The sequence below is a fragment of the Psychrobacillus sp. NEAU-3TGS genome, assembly GCF_029955155.1.
GTDB lineage: Bacteria > Bacillota > Bacilli > Bacillales_A > Planococcaceae > Psychrobacillus.
Genome location: NZ_JAPNOZ010000012.1, coordinates 196,754 through 220,120, shown reverse-complemented (window position 1 = coordinate 220,120; position 23,367 = coordinate 196,754). Strand labels below are relative to the sequence as shown.

Annotated in this window: 21 protein-coding genes, 2 pseudogenes and 2 riboswitches; of the genes and pseudogenes, 5 read left to right on the top strand and 18 right to left on the bottom strand. The window is 37.1% G+C overall.

The annotated features are described in order from the left end of the window. Positions 1 to 5: 5 nt before the first annotated feature. From OR571_RS17360 to OR571_RS17290, 15 genes and pseudogenes are all read right to left on the bottom strand, one after another. Entirely contained in the window at positions 6 to 776 is a 771-nt protein-coding gene (locus OR571_RS17360; protein ID WP_282246271.1) for an amino acid ABC transporter ATP-binding protein, read from the bottom strand. Between the two features lie 34 nt (positions 777 to 810). Beyond that, positions 811 to 1,857 carry an NAD/NADP-dependent octopine/nopaline dehydrogenase family protein gene (locus OR571_RS17355; protein WP_282244612.1) on the bottom strand — a complete coding sequence of 349 codons (1,047 nt, stop codon included), beginning with the start codon at positions 1,855 to 1,857 and terminating at the stop codon, positions 811 to 813. A 57-nt stretch (positions 1,858 to 1,914) separates the two neighbouring features. Next, complete coding sequence (locus tag OR571_RS17350) at positions 1,915 to 2,592, bottom strand: GntR family transcriptional regulator (protein WP_282244611.1); 678 nt, start codon at positions 2,590 to 2,592, stop codon at positions 1,915 to 1,917. Positions 2,593 to 3,260: 668 nt separating this feature from the next. After that, positions 3,261 to 4,199, bottom strand: coding sequence for a ring-cleaving dioxygenase (locus tag OR571_RS17345; protein ID WP_282244610.1), 939 nt, complete (start codon positions 4,197 to 4,199; stop codon positions 3,261 to 3,263). 111 nt (positions 4,200 to 4,310) lie between these two features. After that, entirely contained in the window at positions 4,311 to 5,252 is a 942-nt protein-coding gene (locus tag OR571_RS17340; protein WP_282244609.1) for a ring-cleaving dioxygenase, read from the bottom strand. A 161-nt stretch (positions 5,253 to 5,413) separates the two neighbouring features. Continuing rightward, on the bottom strand, positions 5,414 to 6,019 hold the full coding sequence (locus tag OR571_RS17335; RefSeq protein WP_282244607.1) for an NADPH-dependent FMN reductase: 606 nt from the start codon (positions 6,017 to 6,019) through the stop codon (positions 5,414 to 5,416). Between the two features lie 18 nt (positions 6,020 to 6,037). Then, positions 6,038 to 7,021: a ring-cleaving dioxygenase gene (locus OR571_RS17330; RefSeq protein ID WP_282244606.1), complete on the bottom strand. Its 984-nt coding sequence runs from the start codon at positions 7,019 to 7,021 to the stop codon at positions 6,038 to 6,040. Between the two features lie 407 nt (positions 7,022 to 7,428). After that, on the bottom strand, positions 7,429 to 7,893 hold the full coding sequence (ribH, locus tag OR571_RS17325) for a 6,7-dimethyl-8-ribityllumazine synthase (RefSeq protein WP_282244604.1): 465 nt from the start codon (positions 7,891 to 7,893) through the stop codon (positions 7,429 to 7,431). A 74-nt stretch (positions 7,894 to 7,967) separates the two neighbouring features. Next, positions 7,968 to 8,558 (bottom strand): annotated as a pseudogene (gene ribB, locus OR571_RS17320) (3,4-dihydroxy-2-butanone-4-phosphate synthase); the annotation flags it as partial. A 26-nt stretch (positions 8,559 to 8,584) separates the two neighbouring features. Further along, entirely contained in the window at positions 8,585 to 9,223 is a 639-nt protein-coding gene (ribE, locus tag OR571_RS17315) for a riboflavin synthase (RefSeq protein ID WP_282244602.1), read from the bottom strand. Between the two features lie 152 nt (positions 9,224 to 9,375). Then, a riboswitch (FMN riboswitch) is annotated at positions 9,376 to 9,506 on the bottom strand. Positions 9,507 to 9,653: 147 nt separating this feature from the next. Next, positions 9,654 to 9,785: riboswitch (FMN riboswitch) on the bottom strand. 81 nt (positions 9,786 to 9,866) lie between these two features. Beyond that, positions 9,867 to 10,610, bottom strand: a complete 744-nt coding sequence (locus tag OR571_RS17310; protein WP_282244600.1) for an SAM-dependent methyltransferase — start codon at positions 10,608 to 10,610, stop codon at positions 9,867 to 9,869. 162 nt (positions 10,611 to 10,772) lie between these two features. Then, complete coding sequence (locus OR571_RS17305) at positions 10,773 to 11,828, bottom strand: M50 family metallopeptidase (RefSeq protein WP_282244599.1); 1,056 nt, start codon at positions 11,826 to 11,828, stop codon at positions 10,773 to 10,775. After that, positions 11,825 to 12,358 (bottom strand): DUF2812 domain-containing protein, encoded by a 534-nt coding sequence (locus OR571_RS17300; protein ID WP_282244597.1) that lies wholly within the window; start codon positions 12,356 to 12,358, stop codon positions 11,825 to 11,827. Before OR571_RS17300 ends, OR571_RS17305 begins: the two co-directional genes overlap by 4 nt. Next, complete coding sequence (locus tag OR571_RS17295) at positions 12,355 to 12,675, bottom strand: PadR family transcriptional regulator (RefSeq protein ID WP_282244596.1); 321 nt, start codon at positions 12,673 to 12,675, stop codon at positions 12,355 to 12,357. The genes OR571_RS17300 and OR571_RS17295 overlap by 4 nt, the downstream gene beginning before the upstream one ends. 96 nt (positions 12,676 to 12,771) lie before the next feature. Beyond that, on the bottom strand, positions 12,772 to 14,208 hold the full coding sequence (locus tag OR571_RS17290) for an aminotransferase-like domain-containing protein (RefSeq protein WP_282244595.1): 1,437 nt from the start codon (positions 14,206 to 14,208) through the stop codon (positions 12,772 to 12,774). Positions 14,209 to 14,307: 99 nt separating this feature from the next. Between OR571_RS17290 and OR571_RS17285 the strand changes: the two genes are divergently transcribed. The 4 genes from OR571_RS17285 (at position 14,308) to guaD (ending at position 18,431) form a co-directional block, all read left to right on the top strand. Beyond that, positions 14,308 to 14,910: a LysE/ArgO family amino acid transporter gene (locus OR571_RS17285; protein ID WP_282244594.1), complete on the top strand. Its 603-nt coding sequence runs from the start codon at positions 14,308 to 14,310 to the stop codon at positions 14,908 to 14,910. Between the two features lie 128 nt (positions 14,911 to 15,038). After that, entirely contained in the window at positions 15,039 to 16,436 is a 1,398-nt protein-coding gene (locus tag OR571_RS17280; protein ID WP_282244592.1) for an HD domain-containing protein, read from the top strand. Positions 16,437 to 16,697: 261 nt separating this feature from the next. Beyond that, positions 16,698 to 16,919 carry a hypothetical protein gene (locus OR571_RS17275; protein ID WP_282244590.1) on the top strand — a complete coding sequence of 74 codons (222 nt, stop codon included), beginning with the start codon at positions 16,698 to 16,700 and terminating at the stop codon, positions 16,917 to 16,919. Positions 16,920 to 17,063: 144 nt separating this feature from the next. Then, positions 17,064 to 18,431 (top strand): guanine deaminase, encoded by a 1,368-nt coding sequence (gene guaD, locus OR571_RS17270; protein ID WP_282244588.1) that lies wholly within the window; start codon positions 17,064 to 17,066, stop codon positions 18,429 to 18,431. A 50-nt stretch (positions 18,432 to 18,481) separates the two neighbouring features. Here the strand turns inward: guaD and OR571_RS17265 are convergent. The 3 genes and pseudogenes from OR571_RS17265 to OR571_RS17255 all read right to left on the bottom strand — a co-directional run bounded on the left by OR571_RS17265 (position 18,482) and on the right by OR571_RS17255 (position 21,710). Then, positions 18,482 to 19,758, bottom strand: a pseudogene (locus tag OR571_RS17265) (M48 family metallopeptidase). A gap of 170 nt (positions 19,759 to 19,928) precedes the next feature. Continuing rightward, positions 19,929 to 20,327, bottom strand: a complete 399-nt coding sequence (locus OR571_RS17260) for a hypothetical protein (RefSeq protein WP_282244586.1) — start codon at positions 20,325 to 20,327, stop codon at positions 19,929 to 19,931. Positions 20,328 to 21,035: 708 nt separating this feature from the next. After that, positions 21,036 to 21,710 (bottom strand): Crp/Fnr family transcriptional regulator, encoded by a 675-nt coding sequence (locus tag OR571_RS17255; RefSeq protein WP_282244584.1) that lies wholly within the window; start codon positions 21,708 to 21,710, stop codon positions 21,036 to 21,038. A gap of 292 nt (positions 21,711 to 22,002) precedes the next feature. On the opposite strand from OR571_RS17255, the gene OR571_RS17250 reads away from it, so the two are divergent. Further along, positions 22,003 to 23,283, top strand: a complete 1,281-nt coding sequence (locus OR571_RS17250; RefSeq protein WP_282244582.1) for an SLC13 family permease — start codon at positions 22,003 to 22,005, stop codon at positions 23,281 to 23,283. Positions 23,284 to 23,367: the final 84 nt, after the last annotated feature.

Here is a 23,367-nt window from a genome sequence, read left to right as displayed (position 1 = left end):
TCCCATCAACCACCCTTAATGTTTAATTTTTGTTGGTCTTGTTCTGCATAGATCTTTTTCAAAAACTGCCTTGTTCTCACATTCACTGATTTCTCGAAGATTTGTTCAGGTGTTCCCACTTCCACAATGTGACCATTTTCCATAAAGACCACTTTGTCGGAAATCCGCTTGGCGAAGTCCATTTCATGGGTGACAAGTAGCGTTGTCATGCCGGACTTTGCTACATCTTCTATTACTTTCAATACCTCCTCTACTAATTCGGGATCAAGAGCTGAAGTAGGTTCATCAAACAAAATCAACTCTGGTTCAAGCGCCAAGCCACGTGCAATGCCGACCCTTTGTAATTGTCCTCCCGATAAGCGAGAGGGATATTCATTTATTTTATCTTTAAGACCTACATTTTCTAATTGTTTCAAACTCATGGCATACGCTTCGTTTTTGGACTTTTTCTGAACGGCTATTTGAGCATCCATTACATTTTGGATGACCGTCTTATGTTTGAAAATGTTAAACATTTGGAACACCATGGCGGTTTTCCTGCGAAGCTTTAGGATGTCTTGCTTGGATAAACTTTGATAATTGAGATGCAGATCCCCGATTTGAATTTCGCCCTGTTGGGGTTTTTCTAAGTAATTGATGCATTTTAATAAGGTGGTTTTCCCTGTTCCACTCGGACCAATAAACGATACAACCTCGCCTTTTTCGACCGATAGGTTAATACCTTTCAACACTTCTTTTTGGTTGTATGAAATATGCAAGTTTTTAACGTGTAAGATAATCTCTACCTCCCCAAGTGCTTTATTTCAAATCCTATATGTGCTTTACCACGGACATCCGCCGTAGATTCTCCTCGGTCAACCCCTGAAAGCGAATCCCTACTTGCCTATAGTCGCTGTTCATAAGTAAAGATGCCGTGCTGATGATGGAGTCAGTATAAGGTGTTGCCACCCCTAAGATTTTCCCTAATTCTGAAATCGGAACAAGTCCAAAAGGAATGTCTTCTGTCAGATACCTATAATCGAGTGTCGAAGGACCTAATCCAGTAGGGAACAAGCCAGGCAAAGCTTCATATAACGTGGGATAATCGGAATCATAAAATTCATTCAAGATACTCAAAATACTTTTAAGATCGACATGTAGACGACTTGCTATTTCCAGTCGTTCTTTATCCATCTGTTCTACGTAGTTACAGGAATAGGGAGATGCTCCGTCAGGATAGAACTGAAATCTCTCGGATGCGTCAATCCTTGCCGCGTTAAACAGGGTGATCGGAGGATGAATCACCACATTGGAATTATTTAAGGAAGTCTCAAATACACTTTCTACCGGAATCAATTGCGGAAACCTTTCCATAAAAGATGGAGAAATCTGGTTCTCTTTACGCAACGTACTAATTAGTACGTTGTATTTAATTTTAGAGATCGCAACAGAACCGGCTTGATCGGCCAAACTAACAAAAGGCATGGCACTCGTTTCGGCCACTGTAATGTTCTTTTCTGTAATCAAATTAATACCCAGAATTCGTTCACATTCAAGTGCACCCCAGTATCCTGGAAAAAAGATAATGGTTTGATTGGGTTGCAAGAACGGTTTAATTTGATTGACAATCGTCTCATGCCCTGTTGCCGTCGTCGATACAATGATAAACTGGGCTTCTGCAATCACCTGATCTATGGTGGTCGATGCCTTTAAATCGACGTGCCCCGAATAGATCCCTTTCACTTCCAACCCTTGTGTAGAAATTCTTTCAGCTTTCTCTGGATCACGGGTATACAATTTCACGCTTTCTCCGTTCAATTTCAGATATCCTGCAATGGCCTGCCCTGTATTTCCACCGCCAATTACTGCATATGTCATGAACTCTTCCTCCTCTCATATGGTTCGCAATCTGTTTCAATCTGTATCTTTCTCTTGTTAGAATTGGGTATGTTCGTATTTTTCGACCGTCTTGATGGCTTGATTCAACGAACCTAAAATATGTTTCTTCATTTCTTCTACTGCATTGATTTTGTCTTTTTGGATGATGTAATGAAGGATCATCTTATGTTCTTTTACGGATTGTTTTGTATCGCCAATACTTTTGTGTGCCAATCGCCTGTACCGGTTGATCATGCTGTTGAGCTGATACAAGAACTTGACAGCCATCTTGTTGCCACTCACCGTGTAAATGTATTCATGGAATTGCTTACCAAATCGATCGATTGTCTCATAATCTTCCAGGCTTATCGCCATTTTGAGTAATTTAATGAGATGGGTTAAGTGGTCAATGTCCTTTTGCGTGATATTATCAATGGCATCTTCAACGACAATCCCTTCCAAGTTGCTACGGATAACAAATATTTCTTTTACTTCTTGGATCGAAATCGGCGCCACATTTATTCGGCCGTTTAAACTGCGATTGACCAATCCTTCTAGTTCTAAGATCTGAAGGGCTTCTCTAAGAGGGGTTCGACTGATCTGTAGCTCTTTGGCTAACTCTTCCTCCGCAATTGGTTGACCCGGTTCCAGTTCACCTTTGATGATCATTTCTCTCAACGCTTTATGTGCAATATCTTTCGTAGAGACTCGACTGGCTTTTGCTCTTTCATTCAACTAGTTCACCGCCTTTAAAATAACTGTATACAATTATAAAGTTATTCTAGCACACAATTTCTAAAAAGGAAATAGAATATTTAGTATTTTCTGATTTTTATTTTACGCACTAATGGAATAATTTCTCTACATTGGTAGCTACCACTTCATTCTTAGCATTTTTCCATTTGGGGTCTATCATCCGAACAATTAATCTATACATCCATTTTTACTCTGCATAAAGAAAGACCTCGCTGCGGCAAGAGCTAATGAATAAATATACGTAGTGAATAATTTCGACGGACCGCTAGTGTAGCTAGTTAGTTATATACGCAAAAATATGGATAATTTTACAACAAATTTTGACTGCTGAAATTAAAAAAGGACCCGAATCTCTATAGATGATTCGGTTCCCTTTTATTGTCATTCAACTTTGGACGATTTATAAAGAAATAGGCCAAACAAGTTCAAGAACGTTCTCCTCAATGAATGATTGTTTATTAAATTTCATTTATTGTCCCCGTTCTACAAAACAATGAAAAACTTCAAAAAACTAATCGGTGTGATCACTGATTAGTTTTTTGTTTTTTCAAGCTTCTAATGCAGGTTAAAATTATTAAGCACATTATGACTTGATTGCTTATATTTATCTTTCATCTCACATCGATATCAATAGTTAAGTCAAGGTATTAATCGATTGGGCGCACTTGAATTGGGATAAGTGAAATAACTAATTGCTCACGGTGTTGTTCGTATTGAATAGGTAACATTAGCTGAGTCCCCATTGATTCAATTGTTTCATCATGTGCAAATCCCGGTGGGTCTGTTGCAATTTCAAATAGTATTTCTCCTGACTCACGGAAGTACAGTGCATTAAAATAATTGCGATCTTTCACTTCGGTTACATGTTGACCATGTCTCATCGCATACTGCTGCCACTCTAGATGATCTACATCATCCTTGGCGCGCCATGCAATATGGTGAACAGTACCCACACCCATTGAGCCTCTTACACCTGTTACCATTTTTAAATCGATGATATTACCGATATCTGCTGGAGCTTTGAAACGTGAATAATCACCTTCCGTACCTACCAATTCAAGCCCCATTACCTCCGTTAAGGTTTTAGCAGTTTCCTCTGGTCTGGTAGAGTAAAGCGTTGCACCGCCAAATCCTTTAATCGCAACTTCCGGTGTTACTCCACCAAATGTCCAGTTGTTTTGTTCCCCTTCTGCACGTTCAACAAGCTCTAAATGTAAGCCATGTGGATCGTCAAATTGAATCACTTGCTCACCAAAACGCTCCGCCTTTTTAAATGGAATCGCAAATGTAGCGAGACGGTTGACCCAGAAACTTAATGATCCTGTTGGTACTGCATACGTTGTGACGCCTACTTGACCGTCTCCAATTTGTCCGTGATACGCATTTGCCCAAGGGAAAAACGTAATAATTGTACCTGGCTTTCCACCACCATCTCCAAAGTATAAATGGTATGTGCCAGGATCATCGAAGTTCACTGTTTGTTTGACTAAACGTAAACCTAATATTCCTGCATAAAAATCGATATTTTCCTGTGGATGCCCTACAATTGCTGTAATATGGTGGATGCCCGCAGTTTGTTTTTTCATCATTATTTCCTCCTTAGATAGTCGGTTAACTTCAATAAATTAAACGTTAGGCTTTCGGTAATCACCTAATATCACCTAATCGTCGATTATTTTCTCTAACAAATAAACTTATTACTCAATGGGTTCTAGTTTTGCCTCTATTTCTGCACGTTTGTCTTCAAGAAATGGCGGTAAATCTAGCTTTTTACCAAGGGATTCAATGGAAGAATCTACTGTGAATCCTGGTCCGTCTGTTGCCAACTCAAACAAAATTCCGTTTTTCTCTCTAAAATATAAGCTTTCGAAATAGTAACGGTCAGTAATTTTCATTACCTCAAAACCAAAGTCTTGAATACGCTGCTGCCACTGATGTAGCTCTTCACTATCTTTTACTCGGATAGCTAGATGATGTACACTGCCTTTGCCAGGTTTTTCTTTTGCGCCACCTTGCTCTATAATAACAATTTCACCAAAAGCCTGTCCTTTTATTGACTGATAGATAGCTTCGCTTTCATTTCGGGAAGCAAGCTCATACCCAAATAGGTTTTCCAATGTGCTTGCTAAACAATTATGTGATCGTACCGTCATTTCCACAGCACCCATTCCAAGAATACGATGCTCACTTAAAACAATTGAATCATCCCAAGACTGCCAATATTCCGGCACTGCGTCACCGTTATTATTTAGAAGGACCAGTCGAAGTCCCTCACAATCTTCAAAATGTAAGGCTTCACGCCCTGCATACATGGTCAACTCTCCATGTTGCACATCTAGTAATTCAAACCTTTTCTTCCAATATAGCAAGCTATCATAAGAAGGGACGAGCAAACCAATACGCGTAATAGCATTGGTTCCTCTTTTTGTCCTTCCTGCCATTGGCATTTCAAAAAAAGACAGCTCTGTTCCTGCACTTCCTGTTAAGTCACCATAGAATAGATGATACATACTTGGATCATCTTGATTGACCGTTTTTTTCACTCTCCGAAGTCCAAGTACATTTTGATAAAACTGATTGTTTTGTTGTCCTTTTTTGGTAATCATCGAAATATGGTGATGCCCTGCTATTTTATTCATCTTGACTCCTCCCCTTTCTTGAACCTGTTATCCTCATAAACTCTGAGCGAAACCTTCAATCTACTTGATAACATTTTGCTCAAAATTTATTCATATAAATCACAAAATGTACATGCACTCATGTACATTTTGTGATTTGTAAAGAATTACATACAATAAACTTATTTACGAACTGTATTTAGTGCATTTGTCCAAGGAATCACTTGGTCTAACATTTGGTTTACTGAATCTGCTTGAACTGCAGCTGGTTTGAAATCTGTACCGTTTTCGAAGTCTGTAAATAATGACAATGCAGGATGTACACGTACGTGTGCTACTAATAATTCACTTAAAATACCACGTAAATGTTCTGTTGCACGAGCTCCACCTACAGAACCGTAAGACACGATACCTGCTGCTTTGTTGTTCCACTCTTCACGTAAGTAATCTAGTGCATTTTTAAGTGCTCCTGTGATTGAGTGATTGTATTCTTGAACGATGAATACAAATCCGTCTTGTTTTGCGATAATTTCTGACCATGCTGCTGCACCAGATGCGTCGCCGCCTGCTTCACCTAAAAGTGGTAATTTGTAATCAGCAATATCAATAATTGTGTAGTTAGCGTCTCCGCGTTTATCTGCTAATTCTTTTACCCATGCTCCTACTTGTGGACTTACGCGTCCTTCACGTGTTGAACCTAAAATAATACCTATATTTGATTTTGTCATTGTTTTTTCCTCCTCAGGTTGTTGTTGTTGTGTTCCAAATAATTTACTTAAAAATCCCATTTCTTCTATTTCACCTCCTTACAAGTACTCTTTTTGGATATTTAGTGTGCTATGTACTGTATTAATCGGTCGTACGGATGCTTCAATTTGTTCGCGTTTTCCTTCAAGGAATGGTGGTAACGATAAAATTTCTCCCACTGTTTCGTAAGGTTCATCGCCCATAAATCCTGGACCATCTGTTGCCCATTCAAAAAGGATCCCGGGTGCCACACGTGCATATAAAGATTCAAAGAAGAAGCGATCCACATATCCCGAAGTACTAAAACCAGCTGCTTGCATATGGTCAATCCACTCATACAGTACTTTTGTATCTTCTACGCGGAAGGCTGCTTGATGTACTGTACCATAGCCTTGTCGTCCTGCAGGGAAAGTCGTATTATGTTCCACAATTACTTGGGCGCCATTTCCCCCTTCTCCGACCTCAAATAAATGCAGAGAACCTTCTTGTGCTATTTCACGCATCAACATTACTTTTTCCAAAACCTCTTTAAAATAATCAAATTGTGCAATACGAATATAAATCGGCCCTAAACCTGTAATCGCAAATTCAAGTGGTACTGGACCATTTTGCCAAGGCGTCCCAGATGCAATACCCTCGTTAAATTCATCTGAAACTAACATGTATTGCTGATCATCGAAATCGACAAATGAAATAGTTTTCTTACCGAATACTTCTTTAATACCGGAATTTTTTACTTCGTATTTATTAAAGCGTTTTACCCAGTAATCCAGTGCGGCATCTGTTGGAACGCGGAAAGCTGTTTTATATATTTCATTCGTACCATGTGTTCCTTTAGGAATACCTGGAAAATCGAAGAATGTCATATCTGTACCAGCTGATCCTTTATCGTCTGCAAAGAATAAGTGATACGTCTGAATGTCATCCTGATTGACTGTTTTCTTTACTAGACGCATTCCTAATACGTAAGTGAAAAATTCATAATTCTTTTCTGCGCTACTTGTAATCGCTGTGACGTGGTGAATTCCTTTTAAATGATTCATTCTATTTCCTCCTTTTATTTCAATTAATTAATTAATCTCGAATTCGAGATATACATTAATTTTTTTTCACTTCTACCTAACTTTTTGATGTATTTCAATCATTTGTTTCCTATCTAACACCTGTTTTGCTGAAGAAAGATAACAGGAACAGCATACGATTTACTGTGGCCATTTCCAAAAAACATACTCCTCAAAATGTCTTCAAATAATAATCTTTAAATAATTTATCTTTAATTCGAACTAAATATAACATGTAACCATTTTAGCTGTCAACACTTTCGTTTATTTTAATAGTATTTTAGTTAAAGCTGCCGTTTATCTTATATTATCCTGCTTCTTCCCAACCTCTTATTTGCTCAAAAAAAGACAGACTAGTAACAGTCTGCCTTTATCTATAACTTATTAAATTAGAATAAACGATTCAAATTGGCCATTTCAATAGCAGATACCGCAGCGTCATAGCCTTTGTTTCCAGCTTTAGTACCGGCACGTTCGATCGCCTGTTCAATCGTTTCCGTCGTAACAACACCAAACATCACTGGAACACCAGTTGATAATCCTACACTTGCTATGCCTTTCGCAGTTTCATTACACACGTAATCATAGTGAGTAGTAGAACCTCGAATAACAGAACCTAAGCCGATAATAGCATCGTATTTTTTCGTTTCAGCCATTTTTTTAGCGATAAAAGGTACTTCAAATGCACCTGGTACCCATGCAACATCGACATTTTCTTCCAATACACCGTGACGTTTCAAACCATCCATTGCACCATCTAATAATTTTCCATTGATAAATTCATTAAATCTTCCTACCACTATCCCAATTTTTAAATCCGTTCCGATTAACGTTGCTTCAAATACTTTACCCATTCTTCATCTCTCCTAAGTTAAATTATATTTTTTTCTTATTAAACCGTCGCCTTACTACTCGATTCCTGTTTAGAACGATAGTTCACTAACGCCTCTATCGTCACAAATTTCAAATCGTGCATCTCTGCAATAGTATGTAATTCTGGAACTCTTGCCATGGAACCATCTGCACTCATAATTTCACAAATAACTCCTGCGGCTTGTACACCACAAAGTTTTGCAAAGTCTACTGCTGCCTCGGTGTGACCTGGACGCTCCAGTACCCCGTTATCTTTTGCAATCAGTGGAAACACATGCCCCGGACGACGGAAATCGGAACTCACCGATTTAGTATTTAACAACTGTAAAATTGTTTCCGAACGCTCAAAGGCACTTATGCCAGTGTCAGTTGTTTTGTAATCGACACTAACAGTAAAAGCCGTTTGGTGATTATCTGTATTATTCTCTACCATCGGATTTAAATCTAGACGATCCGCTAACTGCTGAGTTATAGGTGTACAAATCAGCCCACGGCCATATGTTGCCATAAAGTTTATATTTTCTGGTGTCGCATAGTCTGCCAATACAAGGAAATCTCCTTCATTTTCACGACTTTCATCATCTACAACAATAATAATTTTCCCTTTTTTTAAATCTTCTATTGCTTCCTCAATTGAATGAAACATTTTCAAAACACCGCCTATCGCCTATTTTAAAATCCATTTTGCCTTAAGAAATCCATCGTTACCGACGAATTTACTTTCTTTTGCTCTAAATGATTGATCACATATTTGCCAAGTAAATCATTTTCAATATTGACGACATCCCGCTCTTTCTTTATACCTAAAATTGTTTCGCTAAATGTAAGAGGAATAAGCGATACAGTGAGCTGTCTCAGCTGAACATCGAAAATAGTCAAACTAATACCATCGATTGCAACTGAGCCTTTCAGCATGCAGTATTTACTCAATTCTTCACTTATGCCGATGTCCACATATACGGCATTCTCCACTTTTCTTTTGCGAAGGATAACACCCGTTCCGTCCACATGCCCTGAAACAAAGTGACCGCCAAATCGGCCATTTGCAGGCATTGCACGCTCCAGATTAACGACATGTCCAGTTTGCAAAGAACGAATGTTTGTAGACTTCACCGTTTCTGGCATGACATCGACTGTAAATAGATTGCCCGAAAATGAAATGACTGTTAAACATACACCATTTACTGCGATACTATCACCTAAGTGAATATCTTCTACCATCTTTTTAGATTCTAATGTTAGCTGCATACTATTAGGACCGCTTTTCATCGACTTAACCTTACCCAAGTCTTCTACAATTCCCGTGAACATAGATACACCTCTTTTCTACAAGAAATTTTGTGCAAAAAGAAAACCCCAAAGATCAGCTCTAAGGGGTTGGTTTTGGGAAATTATGTTTTACGCATCGACAAATAAACCTTTTAGGGGTGTTTTTTACCCCATAAGGAAAATAAGCTTGCTCGTACATCCTTCTCCCATCCAGACTATACTGTCGGCTTTGGACTCGCACCAAATCCTGCCTTAAAAAGGCTCACGGGCTTAGAATTGCTTCATCACCGTCGATTGGGAATTTCACCCGACCCCGAAGGAATACACTTGTATAAAATTTTGGGGATTTTATGATAAAAATAAAACCCCATAGATGTATCTCTACGGGGTGGTTTAGGAAATTCATGTTAAAAGCATCACTAAATAAACCTCTAAGAGTGTATTTCACTCCATAAGGAAATAAGCTTACTTGCACATCCTTCTCCCATCCAGACTATACTGTCGGCTTTGGATTCGCACCAAATCCTGCCTTAAAAAGGCTCACGGGCTTAGCAATTTCTGCATCACCGTCGATTGGGAATTTCACCCGACCCCGAAGGATTATTCATCTATTAAAACGTAGTATAACACTTGGAGATTAAAAATTCACCAAAAACAACTTACACCACATTAAATTTAATAATTATTAGTTAGCTGGCACTAGTTTCACCATGTATGACATAGCTTTATCTAAGTCCACATACGCATAATACTTCCAAGTCATGTAATCCATTGCACCGCCAGGTTTTATATCGAGTAGCGTAAGACCCGTATCTTCTAATAACATGTTTAAATCTTGAGGAGAATAACATCTTAGCGATTGAGTGACTTTTTCCTCTCCATCAAACCATGTATCTAACATACGACAATCCATAAAATCGAAATCATATTTTCGCAGCTTACTTCCGATCTTCATCTCTTGACCTGCCACATGTGCCCAATACCAAGGCGTATATATATCTATTAAGATACATCCATCTGGTTTTAGCCACTTGCTCATTCGTTTTAATAATTTTCGTTGATCTTGATCCTCACCAATTCCAAATCCATCTATATAGCAAATAACATCAAAGGATTTCGGAAGCTCAATCTCATAAAAGTCTCCTTCTATGATTTCAAAATTACCTATTAAATGATGTTCGCTTTTCAGCTTTCTCATGTAGTCAACGCGCGAGGATACCAACTCAACTGCAGTTACATCATATCCTTTTTTCGCAGCTGTTATGGCAAATTCTCCGCCTCCAGCCCCTAACTCCAAAATGGACTGGAAAGGTTTAGATGCCAAATTCTCTATTTTCGCCAATATTTCCTCATGCTCTTCGTTTGGACCTGTTAAGCCTTCTTTGTATAATCGAAATTGTTTATCGTAAAATTTTTTTACCCATTCCATCCTGAACACTCCTTATTCAACTTTTTTATTCAATAAGGCCTATCAGGGATGGATCAATTGTAAAGCAACATGTATTGTCCTCCAAAACTTGTAGTCTCATAGACTATAACACAGATTTTTCAGAAAAGTAACACCTTAGCTCTATGTATATGTAAGACAACTCTATTTCCTAACTATCTTCTCTTTTACTAGGTTTGTTAAGATTTTCTCCGCTATGAAAAATCCATATAATGATTCATTTTTATCAACGAGTGTATAAACCTTTTCTAAATTAGCCAAAGCATGCTCAAAGTCTTTCTCTAAATAAGCAATCATTGCTTGTCCCCTATAGTAAGATACTGGCTCGATAACGGAAAGATTTTTCTGCTGTTTAAGAATAGCTTGTGTATTACCATCTCGTTCTAGAAATAGTTCGATTTGATACATACTTATAATAAAGCTCATTGGGAACTTATTATCTTTTGTAATAGGTATCGATTTGTATGATTGCAATACTTTTACGGCATGATGAAAACCATTTTGTTGAACTTCGTAATAATATAGAAGCATAGCATATTGCAAATTTTCAACAGATGGCCTCTTTTGTCTTGCAGAATTTACTAACTCTACATCCCATTGTGTGGGTTGCTTACTACTAAGCAATTCCTTCGTTAATATAAGTTCATCTAATAACTTAGTCGTATCCTCATTATTCTTTAAAAGTGTTAACAATATATACCCATCTGTCTTCATGCTCGTTTTTAAAGGAATTGCTGTTGCAAAAAAAATAACTATATTCATAATGGCAAAATACAAAAAAAGAATAAAATCTGACAAATAATAGACAGCCAAGCTCAGTATGCCGATTAATATTGAAACAGTGGGTCCCCCTGCTACAAATACAGCTTCTTTTTTAGCTAATTTCTTGAATTCTAGTCGAGGGGGCGTCATCCATGCAACCCCTCCAAAATACAGCCAGTTTTTATTTTCCATCAAACGTATTCCATCTGCCGTTCTTAAACATTGAAATGGACCTGAAATAAAGAAAACAAATTCAAAGCCGCTAACTTTCCCTGCCAACACATGTCCTAACTCATGAACAGTTATCGCAATCCATAACGATAACACAATTCCGGAAAGTATAACCGTCATGTCGTATGTCCGATCAAAAGAGATACCTACTAAAATCATTAATAATGCACATAGGGAGAGCCATTTAGGAGTGAAAATCGAATTCATACCTCTATCCTCTGCTTCCATTTTTTATAGTAAATAGAGCAGACCATCATCAGTGAAGGAATTAAAAAAACGAAAGAAAAAATGACTATCCATTTACTTATTTGCTGAATGGGACCGTCCGTAATAGTCATCAGCGCCCACAAAATGATTGTCGTGACTAAAAAGAAAAATGTGACACAATATATTGGTCTTGCTAATCTAGACAATTTATCGATCGTTGAATTCGCATCACTATAAATCGGAATTGTACCAGGCATAGCTTTAAATATATGCATATCACCTTTTGAACAAACATGTGACCATCCAGAGCTTGCAAATACTTCGAAGTATTCATGCTTGTCATCTTCTAAAAGCTTACGGTAATCAATACTATATTGGACTTCTTCACACTCTCTTTTTTCTAGTCTATAGCCACCAAGTGCAAAATCTTTTAAATGCCAGCCTTCCGTACCTTTTAGTTGTAGCATTTGCATGTCCTTTTCTTCCGCAAAGGCAAGCCCATTTGATAATATATATTTCGACTTTTTCAATGTGAACTCTCTCCTCGAAGCCCTGTTTCCGCGAATGTAATCATAATCTTTCGTCGCTCTATATCTTCCGCGAGAACTTTTCTCCCCTTATCTGTTAATACATACACTTTGCGGCGTGAATCTGTTTCATCATGCAACATGATAAGTTGTTCATTTAACAACTTTTTAATAATTGTATAAAGTGTTGCCGGTCCAATAATAAAAGCTCCTTTAGTCATCTCTTCAATAAGACTCATGACTGCGTATCCATGTTTAGGCTGTGCGAGTGCAGCCATAATGTAAAACACAGAGTCAGTTAATTGCTCGAGTGATTTCAAAATAATCCTCCTTACTATATCACCTACTGATATAACTAAAATTAATATATCAATAAGTGATATAAAAAAGCAACCCCAAATCGGGATTGCTTTCCATCATATAGAACATGAGTCAGATTTAATAACGGCCAATAAGTTTTTTAATCCATCTTTTAACTCTTCCAAAGTGGCATATGCATAGGAAAGTCGAATATGATGTAAATCGCTCGGATCATATATATAACCAGGGTTAATAAGTATGTTTTGTTTTATGAGCTTCAAAAATAGCGCTTTATTTACAATTGGCTCGTTGAATTTTAACCAAATATAGAATCCTCCCTTTGATTTTTCCCATGTAGAAATCTGACTAAAATCTTTTTCGAGAATAGTCTCTACGAATAAAGCACGCTCTTTTAATTGATGGCGCAAGTTTGTAACATGTTCCTCATATAAACCAGAAGAAAGCCAATAGGCAACTATTTCTTGTGAAAAAGCACTCGATCCATAATCTGTTTGCATTTTAATATCCGCGAGTCGATTAATAACGGCTTCAGGGGCAACAACCCAACCAATTCTTAATCCAGGGCTTAATGTTTTGGACACGCTTCCTATATATAGTACTTGCCCTGTTTTATCCAAAGATTTCATGGCCGGCGGAGATTCTTCAAACAATAATTCATGATACACATCATCTTCAACAATTGGTATTTGTAATGCTGTACAAATATCCAATAATCTTTTGCGCTCCTCAATCGTTAAACTACTTCCTGTTGGATTATGCAAAGTCGGTATGGTATAGAAAAGTGATTGTTTTTTCCCTCGTGCAGCTTTTAATGTTTTAGCTAAGCGTTCATTCTGCTCGACGGATACCATTTGCATACCAGCTGATTGAAACGGATGAACTGAGTTTAAATAAGAAGGATGCTCTTGAAAAATGATTGATTGCTGTTCCAGTAAACCAACGGAGATCAATTGCAAAGCTTGCAATGCCCCTGAAACAATTAAGATACTTTCTGGAGCAATATGTATTCCTCGCCTTTTCAAATAGTTACTTAAAATTATTCGTAGTCTTTTGCTTCCCTTTGGTTCAGAATATCCGATATCTCGCGCATTTAATGAAATAGATTGAAGTGACTGTTCTAAAAGCTTAGTAGGCAGTAGTTCTGGGGAAAGCTCACCAGTACCAAGCCTAATCATAGAGGAATCTTGTTCATATTCATTAATGAGCTGGATTGTATGATAATTTGGTTTATGGATACTTGCTTCTATATGTTTGTGCCAATTTGGCTGTGATTTATTGAGTAACATATTCCAAGAGTTATTCGATACAAAAGTACCAGCTCCTCTTTTCATTTCAAGTAATCCATCCGCTTTTAATTCGTCCAGAACTTCAATGATTGTGCTACGATTCACGCCTAACAACTCGGCTAACTTGCGTTGAGGTGGGAGTTTCATGCCAACTGTCCATTCCCCGCGACTAATAAGTGTTGTCATCCAATCAACAATTTGGATATGTAGTGACAGATGTGAATGTCGATCCGGTTTCCAGCTCAAAAAATCGCTCCTTAAATTGGTTGGTTTAGAAACCATCCAATTGGTTGTTTTCTTCTAGTTGTAACATAGCTAAACTATTTATGGAAGGGAGTTTTTAATTTGGAAGCGATATTACACGGAATTTTATTAGCATTTGGACTTATATTGCCTTTGGGCGTACAAAATGTCTTTATCTTTTCACAAGGTGCTAGCCAACCAAGTTTGTTGAAGGCTTTTCCTGCAGCTATTACAGCCGCACTTTGTGACACCTTACTAATTGTACTTGCGGTATTTGGTTTGTCTGTTATCGTCTTGCAATTGGAGGGGTTGCGATTGGGACTAATGATTGTAGGGATTGTCTTTCTGTTGTATATGGGATACTCTATTTGGAAATCCAAGCCTGCTAGCCTAGAAACGGGGAAAAGTTTAAAACCAAAGAAACAAATTGTCTTTGCGATGTCCGTTTCCCTGTTAAACCCGCATGCTATTTTAGACACGATTGGTGTCATAGGGACTAGCGCTTTAAAATATGTAGGAACAGAGCAATTGTTATTTACAGCCGCCTGTATCATTGTATCCTGGTGTTGGTTTTTCGGGTTGACAGTTGCAGGTGCAACGATCAAAAAGCTTGATGGAACAGGTAAGCTAATGACTATTTTCAATAAATGCTCCGCTGTTTTTATTTGGTGTACTGCGGGTTATCTACTAATAAGCTTACTCTAAACAAAAATGTCCTAAAGCTAGCTACTGCTTTGGGACATTTTCAATTATAATTATCTAATAGTTCTGAATAGAAATACTTTATTTCTTCAACTACTCCTGTATAATATGTTAAAAATGAGGTGAATTCGGTGATTAATAAAGTCAAAGAGTTGCTGAGGTATAGATGCAAATACTTGTCTAATGCTGAATTTAAACAATTAGAACAGGCAATGGACTTTGCCGAGCGAGCGCATAATGGACAAAAAAGGGCAACGGGTGAACCCTATATCACCCATCCACTTGAAGTAAGCCTAATTTTAGCAGAATACAAAGCAGATATTACATCACTAATTTGTGCATTACTACACGATGTGGTGGAAGACACGAAAATTACCTTATCTGAGATCGAACAGCATTTTGGCAAACAAGTTGCTTTCATTGTAGATGGTTTAACAAAGTTTGAAAAAGGGTCAATCGCAAAGGAGGAATACGGCGCTGTTAACACAGAAAAGCTTCTTTCAACCGCTATCATAGACATCCGCGTAGCTGCCATAAAATTGGCGGATCGTCTCCATAACATGAGAACCCTTGCAATCAAAAGAATCGAAAAGAAAATACCATATGCCAATGAAACATTATTATTCTTTTCTCCACTAGCTGAAAAGATTGGATTATACAGACTGCAAGAGGAGTTAGAAGATTTAGCGTTTAGCTATTTAAATTCAACTCGGTATAAACAATTTAAACAAAGAGCGGAAGATTCTACGAAAGATTACATTCCTATTTTTCAAAAGTTCATTCAAAAAGCTCAAGTATGCGATTCAAATAACATCATTATTCATGTAGAGTTTCGTATGTCTCCTCTATTCAAGTCCTATAATCAGATAAGTGAAGGAAATGCTATTTCTGATCTTTTTAGAATTCATGTTACAACTAAAACTGCGCTAAATTGTTACACTGTGTTAGGAATTATCCATTCATTATTTGAACCTGTACCTAATCAGTTTATGGATGAAATAGCGATTGAAAAACATCCATTTTTAAAACAGCTAAAAACAAAGCTTAAAATCAATAATCAAACCGTCCATGTCTATATCCAAGATGAAAGAACGCATAGCTTCTATAAAAACGGAGTCTTTGACTATTTACAAGAAACCAATATGCGAAATCTTAGTGAGCAACTATTAGGAAACTCCATTCACACTATAAAATCAATTTCGAATAATTCCATTGCATTTTGTGAGTTATTATCTTTTGAGTTATTCCAAGAAGAAATAACTGTGTTTACTTCCACAATGGATGTGATTATACTACCAGCAAACTCGAATATCATCGATTTTGCATATGCATTCAATCCTTCACTTGCAAGCAAAATGTCCTTTGCCAAAGTGAATGGTGAAGTACAATCCCTTCAAACAATATTACAAGATATGGACATTGTTGAGATTCACACCAAAAGCAAAATAACGGCAAACGCTAAATGGCTTCATCATGTACAAACATCAAAGGCTATAAAGGAAATAATGGAAGTTGTTGACGAGTGTTAAAGAAAATTCATCCCGCATTAACGGGTCAATAAGACTCCCACTTTAAGATATAAGAAAAGCGAAAAGATAATAATTTATATTATTAACCAAAAGTGGGTGCCCATTATCTTACTTTCCACCTAAACTATCGCTCCTCAATCATTTTTGCTTTCTTAGTGTGACATTTTTTATCTTTCAAGTTCTAACTCTTCAAGCTCATCATAAAATAGAAGAATTCTAACTTTTAGAAATGATAAATTGCTGGAAAAGGGGACAAGAAGAATGTTTGCTGTTCATTTTTATGAAAATAAGACAAAAGTGTTAAATCAAGCGTTAAGAAGTATACCTTCAGTAGGAGAAGATATAAAAATAAAAGGGCGGAAAGGAAAAGTTGTAAATATAACAGAAATAGATGAAAACACCTATCATGTATATATAGAATTTGAAAAAATAGTAGAGAAAAATATTGCAAGCAAAGACCTTGGGAAGAAAAAAAGAAGATAAACAATACTGATAAATAGAAAAAAGCGAGGGTTATTTTTGCTCTCGCTTTTTATTGTATTTTCCTTAAAAACGATAGACTCCCTCTCTCTATTCCCCTATAATTACGAATATAACGGCTAAAATACGAACAATGAGGTGTAGTTTATGAATAAATATGCGCAAGTTTTTCAAGGAACTGCTTTTACTAGCAAGTCGCCAAAGGAAGTAGAAATCTTAGAAGACTATCTCTTTTGTATCAACGATAAAGGAATGATTGAGCAAGTTGTGGCACCAACAGATAACGACTATTCGGTTTTACTAAATGCTTATGAAGGTAAAGAAAACTTTCACCGCTTAGCTGAAGGTCAGTATTTCTTACCTGGTTTTATCGATTTACATGTGCACGCTCCGCAATGGGCACAATCTGGAACAGCTCTAGATATCCCTCTTTATGATTGGTTAAATACATATACATTCCCCATTGAATCTAAGTTCTCGAATTTAGAATTTGCTAAAACTGTTTATGAAGAGGTAGTAAATACGCTGCTAGCCAATGGAACGACTACTGCTCTTTATTTTGCAACTGTGCATAAAGAAGCGAGCTTCATGCTAGCGGAAATTTGTGCTAATAAAGGTCAACGTGGTCTAGTTGGAAAAGTTGTCATGGATAACCCAGATCAAAATCCCGACTTTTATCGAGATGCAAGTACCGAGACCGCATTAGAAGATACGGAAGCATTTATTTTAGCTGTAAAAGAACTTGCCAAAACTACTAAACAAGGGGTATATCCAGTAGTTACACCTCGTTTTATCCCAAGCTGTACGGATGATGCTTTAAAAGGTTTGGGAGAGCTTGCCGCTAAACACGATACACATATTCAATCACACTGCAGTGAAAGTGATTGGGAGCATGGCTATGTACAAGATCGATTCCAAAAGAACGATGCCTTTGCATTGAATGATTTTGGCCTATTAGGTGAGAAATCGGTAATGGCCCATTGCAACTTCTTAGATGATAACGATGCAGATCTGTTTGCTGAAACAGGAACGGCGGTTTGCCATTGTCCAATATCCAATGCTTACTTTGCCAACAGCGTCATTCCGATTGCTCATTTGCATGCTAAAGGAGTAGAGATTGGGTTAGGCTCCGATATTTCCGGTGGTTTTTCGCCTAGCCTTTTCGATAATGCTAGACAGGCTGTCATCTCATCCAGAATGTTAGAGGATGGTGTAGATACCACGCTTCCTGCTAGTGAGCGGGGCGTGCCAAGTTCGCGTATAACGATTAACGAGGCATTTTACTTGGCAACTGCGGGTGGAGGAGAAGGTTTAAGTTTACCAATTGGACGGTTAACAGAAAATTATGCATGGGACGTACAAATCATCGATACGAAACTAGCGACTGCAAAATTACCTATTTTCAACGAGGAGGAAGATTTGGATGATGTCTTCCAAAAAATAATGTATCTAGTTCGACCAGAAAATATTCGGGAGGTCTGGGTTCAAGGAGAAAAAGTCCACTCACGTATATAATCATATAGGAGGTGCTAATACAGCTAGCACCTCCTACATTTAATTGGAACTCATCGGGCATCTTGCTCGTTGAGTTCTTTTTCATTAGCAACTCTAGTTATTCTTTCTAACATTGTTGGATGGCCATATCGAAACCATTTTACAAGGAGTGGAGGGTTCACTTCATTTAATCCAGCCTTCGTTAATTGTTGGAAAGTGCTCACAGCTGCCTCGGGATCTGCCATTAACTCTATTGCATAGTGATCGGCTCTAGTTTCTTGATACCTAGAGACGTAATTTGATACTGGACTGGAAGCAACAGTAAAAAAGAAGACATGAGGAGAAATAATGGCAACGAATGGATGGCATTTAATCGATTAATTTTTAAGACACGTCCAAAACGAGCGATGATCCAGGGCATTATTTTCGCCATTAACCAAAGTCCAACAAACGTCGTTAAAAGATAACCAGCAATTCCGAAGTAGATATGCTTCTCCACATAATGCCCCATTTCATGTGCCATGATGAAGAGAATTTCACTTTCCGATAATCTGCTTAACGTCGTATCCCATAAAACAATTCTTGCATTACTTCCAATACCTGTAACGTAGGCATTTAGTGCATTTGTCTTTTCGGCCATATTCACTTCATATACATGCTCTGTCGGAATATTCGCTTGCTCTGCAACTTCCAAAATTTTCGTTTCCAACTCTTTATTCGTCAGTGGATAGAAATCATTATACAAAGGGTCAATTACGACAGGCTGGATAAACATCAAGAATATCGTAAAAGGAATCATTAATAACCAAGCATGCAACCACCATCTCTTTGTGCTTTTATTAATTAGCCAATAAAGAACGGTTACTAGGAGTACAGTCTCCCCCAGCGTAATCCAAAAATCAATTAGATTGTCCCTCATCCATGAAGAAAAAGCTTGCGTACTTATTCCGTAATACTTGCTTAAGTAATACCTGTAATAATCTAATGGAAACAATACGATAAAAAGGAAAAACGATAATAAAAATAAATAAACCGCATTTTTTACGATTGCCCATTTGTTTTTTAAAGGAAGCCATCTTTCAAACAATTGAGAAAGACCAGTAATCAAAATAAAAAAATAAATAAGCCATTCAAACGGAGTTAAAACAAAAAAGAGGAAATTTCTTATTTTTGAATACTCTCCACTTAAGTACAACTCACGCTCCGTCATAAACGTATCCGGGTCAGCAACTGTCCCTTTCAATGTTGCTGGAATACCACCACTTCCACTATGGAAAATATAAATATACATAACTAATGCATATACTCCAAATATCAATAAAGCAGTTATTCCCCATTTTTTCGTCAAATCCTCTTCCCCTCCTTACACTCTCTCCTACAGTAAGTGTAATCAAAAAGAGGAAAGATAGAACCACTTTCTTCAAGATAATGAGAAAAAACTCAGAAGGGAACTCTCAAGAGACTTTTTCAACTATTCAATCTGATATAATATTGCTGTTATATACGCGGTTGAATATTTCAAAAAACTTGTACATCTAAAGAGTACATTTTATCTTTAATCTCCTGCAAATTAGTCAATTCATTTGCAAATAATAGAAATGACTCCTTATCATGTGCATCTAGTGTTTCATTTACTTTAAAATTCAAATGTAAAATTTTCAGCTCAAAATCTAATACGGAACAAATACTACCGTTATTATATAGACTCTCTATATCTTCCACATGCATTAGAAATCTAAATTCACTGTTGACGATTACTAACAAATGCCATCCTAGAAGATCGACGTATTTCCGTTCATTTGTAATTGTCCAAACGTCTCCTTGTCGGAACTCAATAATATGTTGATGCTGTTGTCCCGGACAGCAACAGCTAACTTGTTGTTGAAAAGATTCTAGTATTACAAAACGATCATACATAGGTCTTCCTCCTTCATTCATCTTCGTTTTTCAACTAAAATTAATCTAAGCTCTCTTTTTAATAACAAGTAAGAGTAACTTTCTAAACTTCAAATGAAAATGATTATCAATTTCATTTATAATTGTATATGATAATGTTTATCAACGTCAATGTATATTATTTTAACTTCCATCTAATTGCTTGTTGCATGTAAAATACCTAAATATATTCCAAGTTTAAGCAATAAAAATAGCCCCTTATCTCAGGATTTCCCCTGGAATAATGGGCTCGTAATTATTTGCTTATGGAAAAAACCGCCTCTTAAAAGTATTTATTGTAAAAGATCTCCTACCGAAATTATATTCCTTATGTTTTTCTTTTCTATCACATTATGTATTTGCTTATGCTCACCAATTAGTTGTATTTTTTGCAATTGGGTTAGCTTACAACTTTTGATACATTTTCCTTAGCTTTAAATATTAGAAATAGGAAATGTTGGTTCTGGTATTCTCTTCAATACCTTTTATCCTCTTGTCAATTTTGATTATATTACTCAAATTTAGGTTTTATTTATATTATGTTTTTGAAGACTATTTAGTCCTCTATCTCCCTCAGTATCATATTTTTTCGTATTCGTAGCCTGTCTCGCCTCTTGGGTCTAAAAGATAATTTTACTAGTTATACTGAAAATTCATTGGTATTTAAATGCTTGATTGTTACCTACTCGATTAGTAAACAAAATCAGGGTTACAGTTCAGTTTGAGTAGTTCTGGATTCAGTATTTCAATACCACTTCGGGATGTTTTAATGATCCCCTGATCACGCAGTTTTTTTAGGGAACGCGCAACCTCTAACCTTGACTCCCCAATTATCTCTCCAATTTCCGTCTGAGTAAGGTTAATCCCTGCCTTATTCAAGGAGCGCGTGTATATGTAAACGATGTTGCAGGTCTTCACGAAAGCAGAATCATAGCTGAGAGTAATCGATTCGTGCATGAATAGATTGGAGTGCATAATGACATAATCCAACATGGTGATGCTTAAATTAGGATTCTCCATCAGTGCTTGATAGAAATCTTTCGGCCGAATGCGGATTGTCTGAATGTCAGTGATAGCGGTTATTGAAAAGAAGTCGACATCGATATGGAATTTGCCATCGATCGGTCTGCTTAAGGAGTAAGGACAAATAGAACCTCCACCGTGGAAACAAATTGTCTTGCTGACACCTTCTATATGATTGACCGATAATCTAAAGATACCTTCCTCTACATAGTACAAGTATAATGGCTCCACATTATTGGTTACGATGCTCCCTTTTTCCAGCAGATACCTCTCCCCTATTTCTAATAAAAGAGACTTAAAATCTATAAACTGATTTTCAAAAAATAGATTATTTTTTCGCAAACTGCTCATACCTCCTTCTCTAAAATAACAATAATTAAATTAAAATAGATGCTTTGTGGGTAAATACAGTTTCATTTATACATTATACTATACTAATCTTTCTCTTCTATATCTCTTTCAGATTCTTAATATTTAAAATAATTTAATCTCTGTGTATCAAATGATACTGAAAACGCTTTCCTAAGTTAGTAATATAAAATTAACAAAGCAGTTAAAGATAATAAATGAAGGATAATGGATTGCTTCATTGATGTCAGAAAACTAGCTAAATAAAAAGTATAGGAGGTATTGAATGGAAGTAATTTCTTTATTATCCCTCATCTTTGTAATCACATTGGGAGTTTTTACAAAAAAGAATATAGGAATTATCTCCCTTGCGGTCGCAATAGTATTAGGATTGATGAGCGGGATATCAAGCAAAGATGTTGTAGCTGGTTTTCCTACGAGTCTATTTCTAAATTTATTTGGAATGTTTTTCTTCTTTGCGATTGCGCAAAACAATGGATCTCTGGAACTACTTTCCAAGAAATTGTTTGCAATATTTGGCCGTTATGCTGCCTTGTATCCTCTTATGGTCTTTCTAGTAAGCGCTCTCATAACGGTTGTCGACCCTGGAGGTTTAACCGGTTATGTGGTGTTGCCTACGATTACCATGGGTGTTGGTTATCAGATGGGCTACAATCCTATCATGATAGGAGTTCTGACTATCTTTGGAGCAAACGCTACACTTATGACACAGGTGGGCGTTTTTGGGAATACGGCCAACTTAATTATCGCTAATGCCGGCCACCCTAATTACGCTACACAAATTCTCTTAAATGGTACAATCATGTTCTTTATTGCTGGAATTTTATCGTATATTGGTTTCCGCGGATGGAAGAGAAACCAACATGCTGATGGGGCGTTGTCATTGGAAAGTAACGCTGGGCCAATTGATCTTCCGATTTTCAATGGCAAGCAAAAACTGACCTTGTTGATGCTGGTATTGATGATTCTCGCTATCATGTTTTTAAAAACGCATGCGGGACTTACAGCGCTAGTTTTCAGTATAATCCTATTGCTTGGTAAGGCTGCTGATGAAAAAGATGCCTTTCTGGGAGTTCCCTGGGAGACAATATTCCTCTGTATTGGAATTGGTAACCTCCTAAGTGTTATTGATACATTAGGCGGTTTAACTCTTTTAGCTAGCTTATTGTCTTCCATTTCTACGCAGTGGACGTTGGCACCTTTACTTGGTATCACTTCGTCGATTATGTCCTTCTTCTCCCTAGCGATTGCGGGACCTATTCCGACTTTGATTCCAACAGTCGAATCATTGAATGAGTTGAACGGTAATCGTTTCATGAATATTGAATTGATTAGCACCGTCATCAATGGCGGATTCACAGCTGCCATTAGTCCTTTGTCGCTAGGTGGCGCAATGGTTCTGGCTGCCTATGGAACTTTATTTAAACCTTCTGCGGAAGAGAGAACGAAAGTCTTTAGTAAGCTGTTCCTAGTAGCAATTGTGATTTCCATTATCGCTGGAATTTTAGCAAATACTGGTATATATAGAATAGTTGCAGGTTTATAATACTGCTTACCCTATTTCAAACGGCTATCAAGCTTAATTACACAATAATTTTACTTACTATATCATTATTCGAAAAAAGTAGAA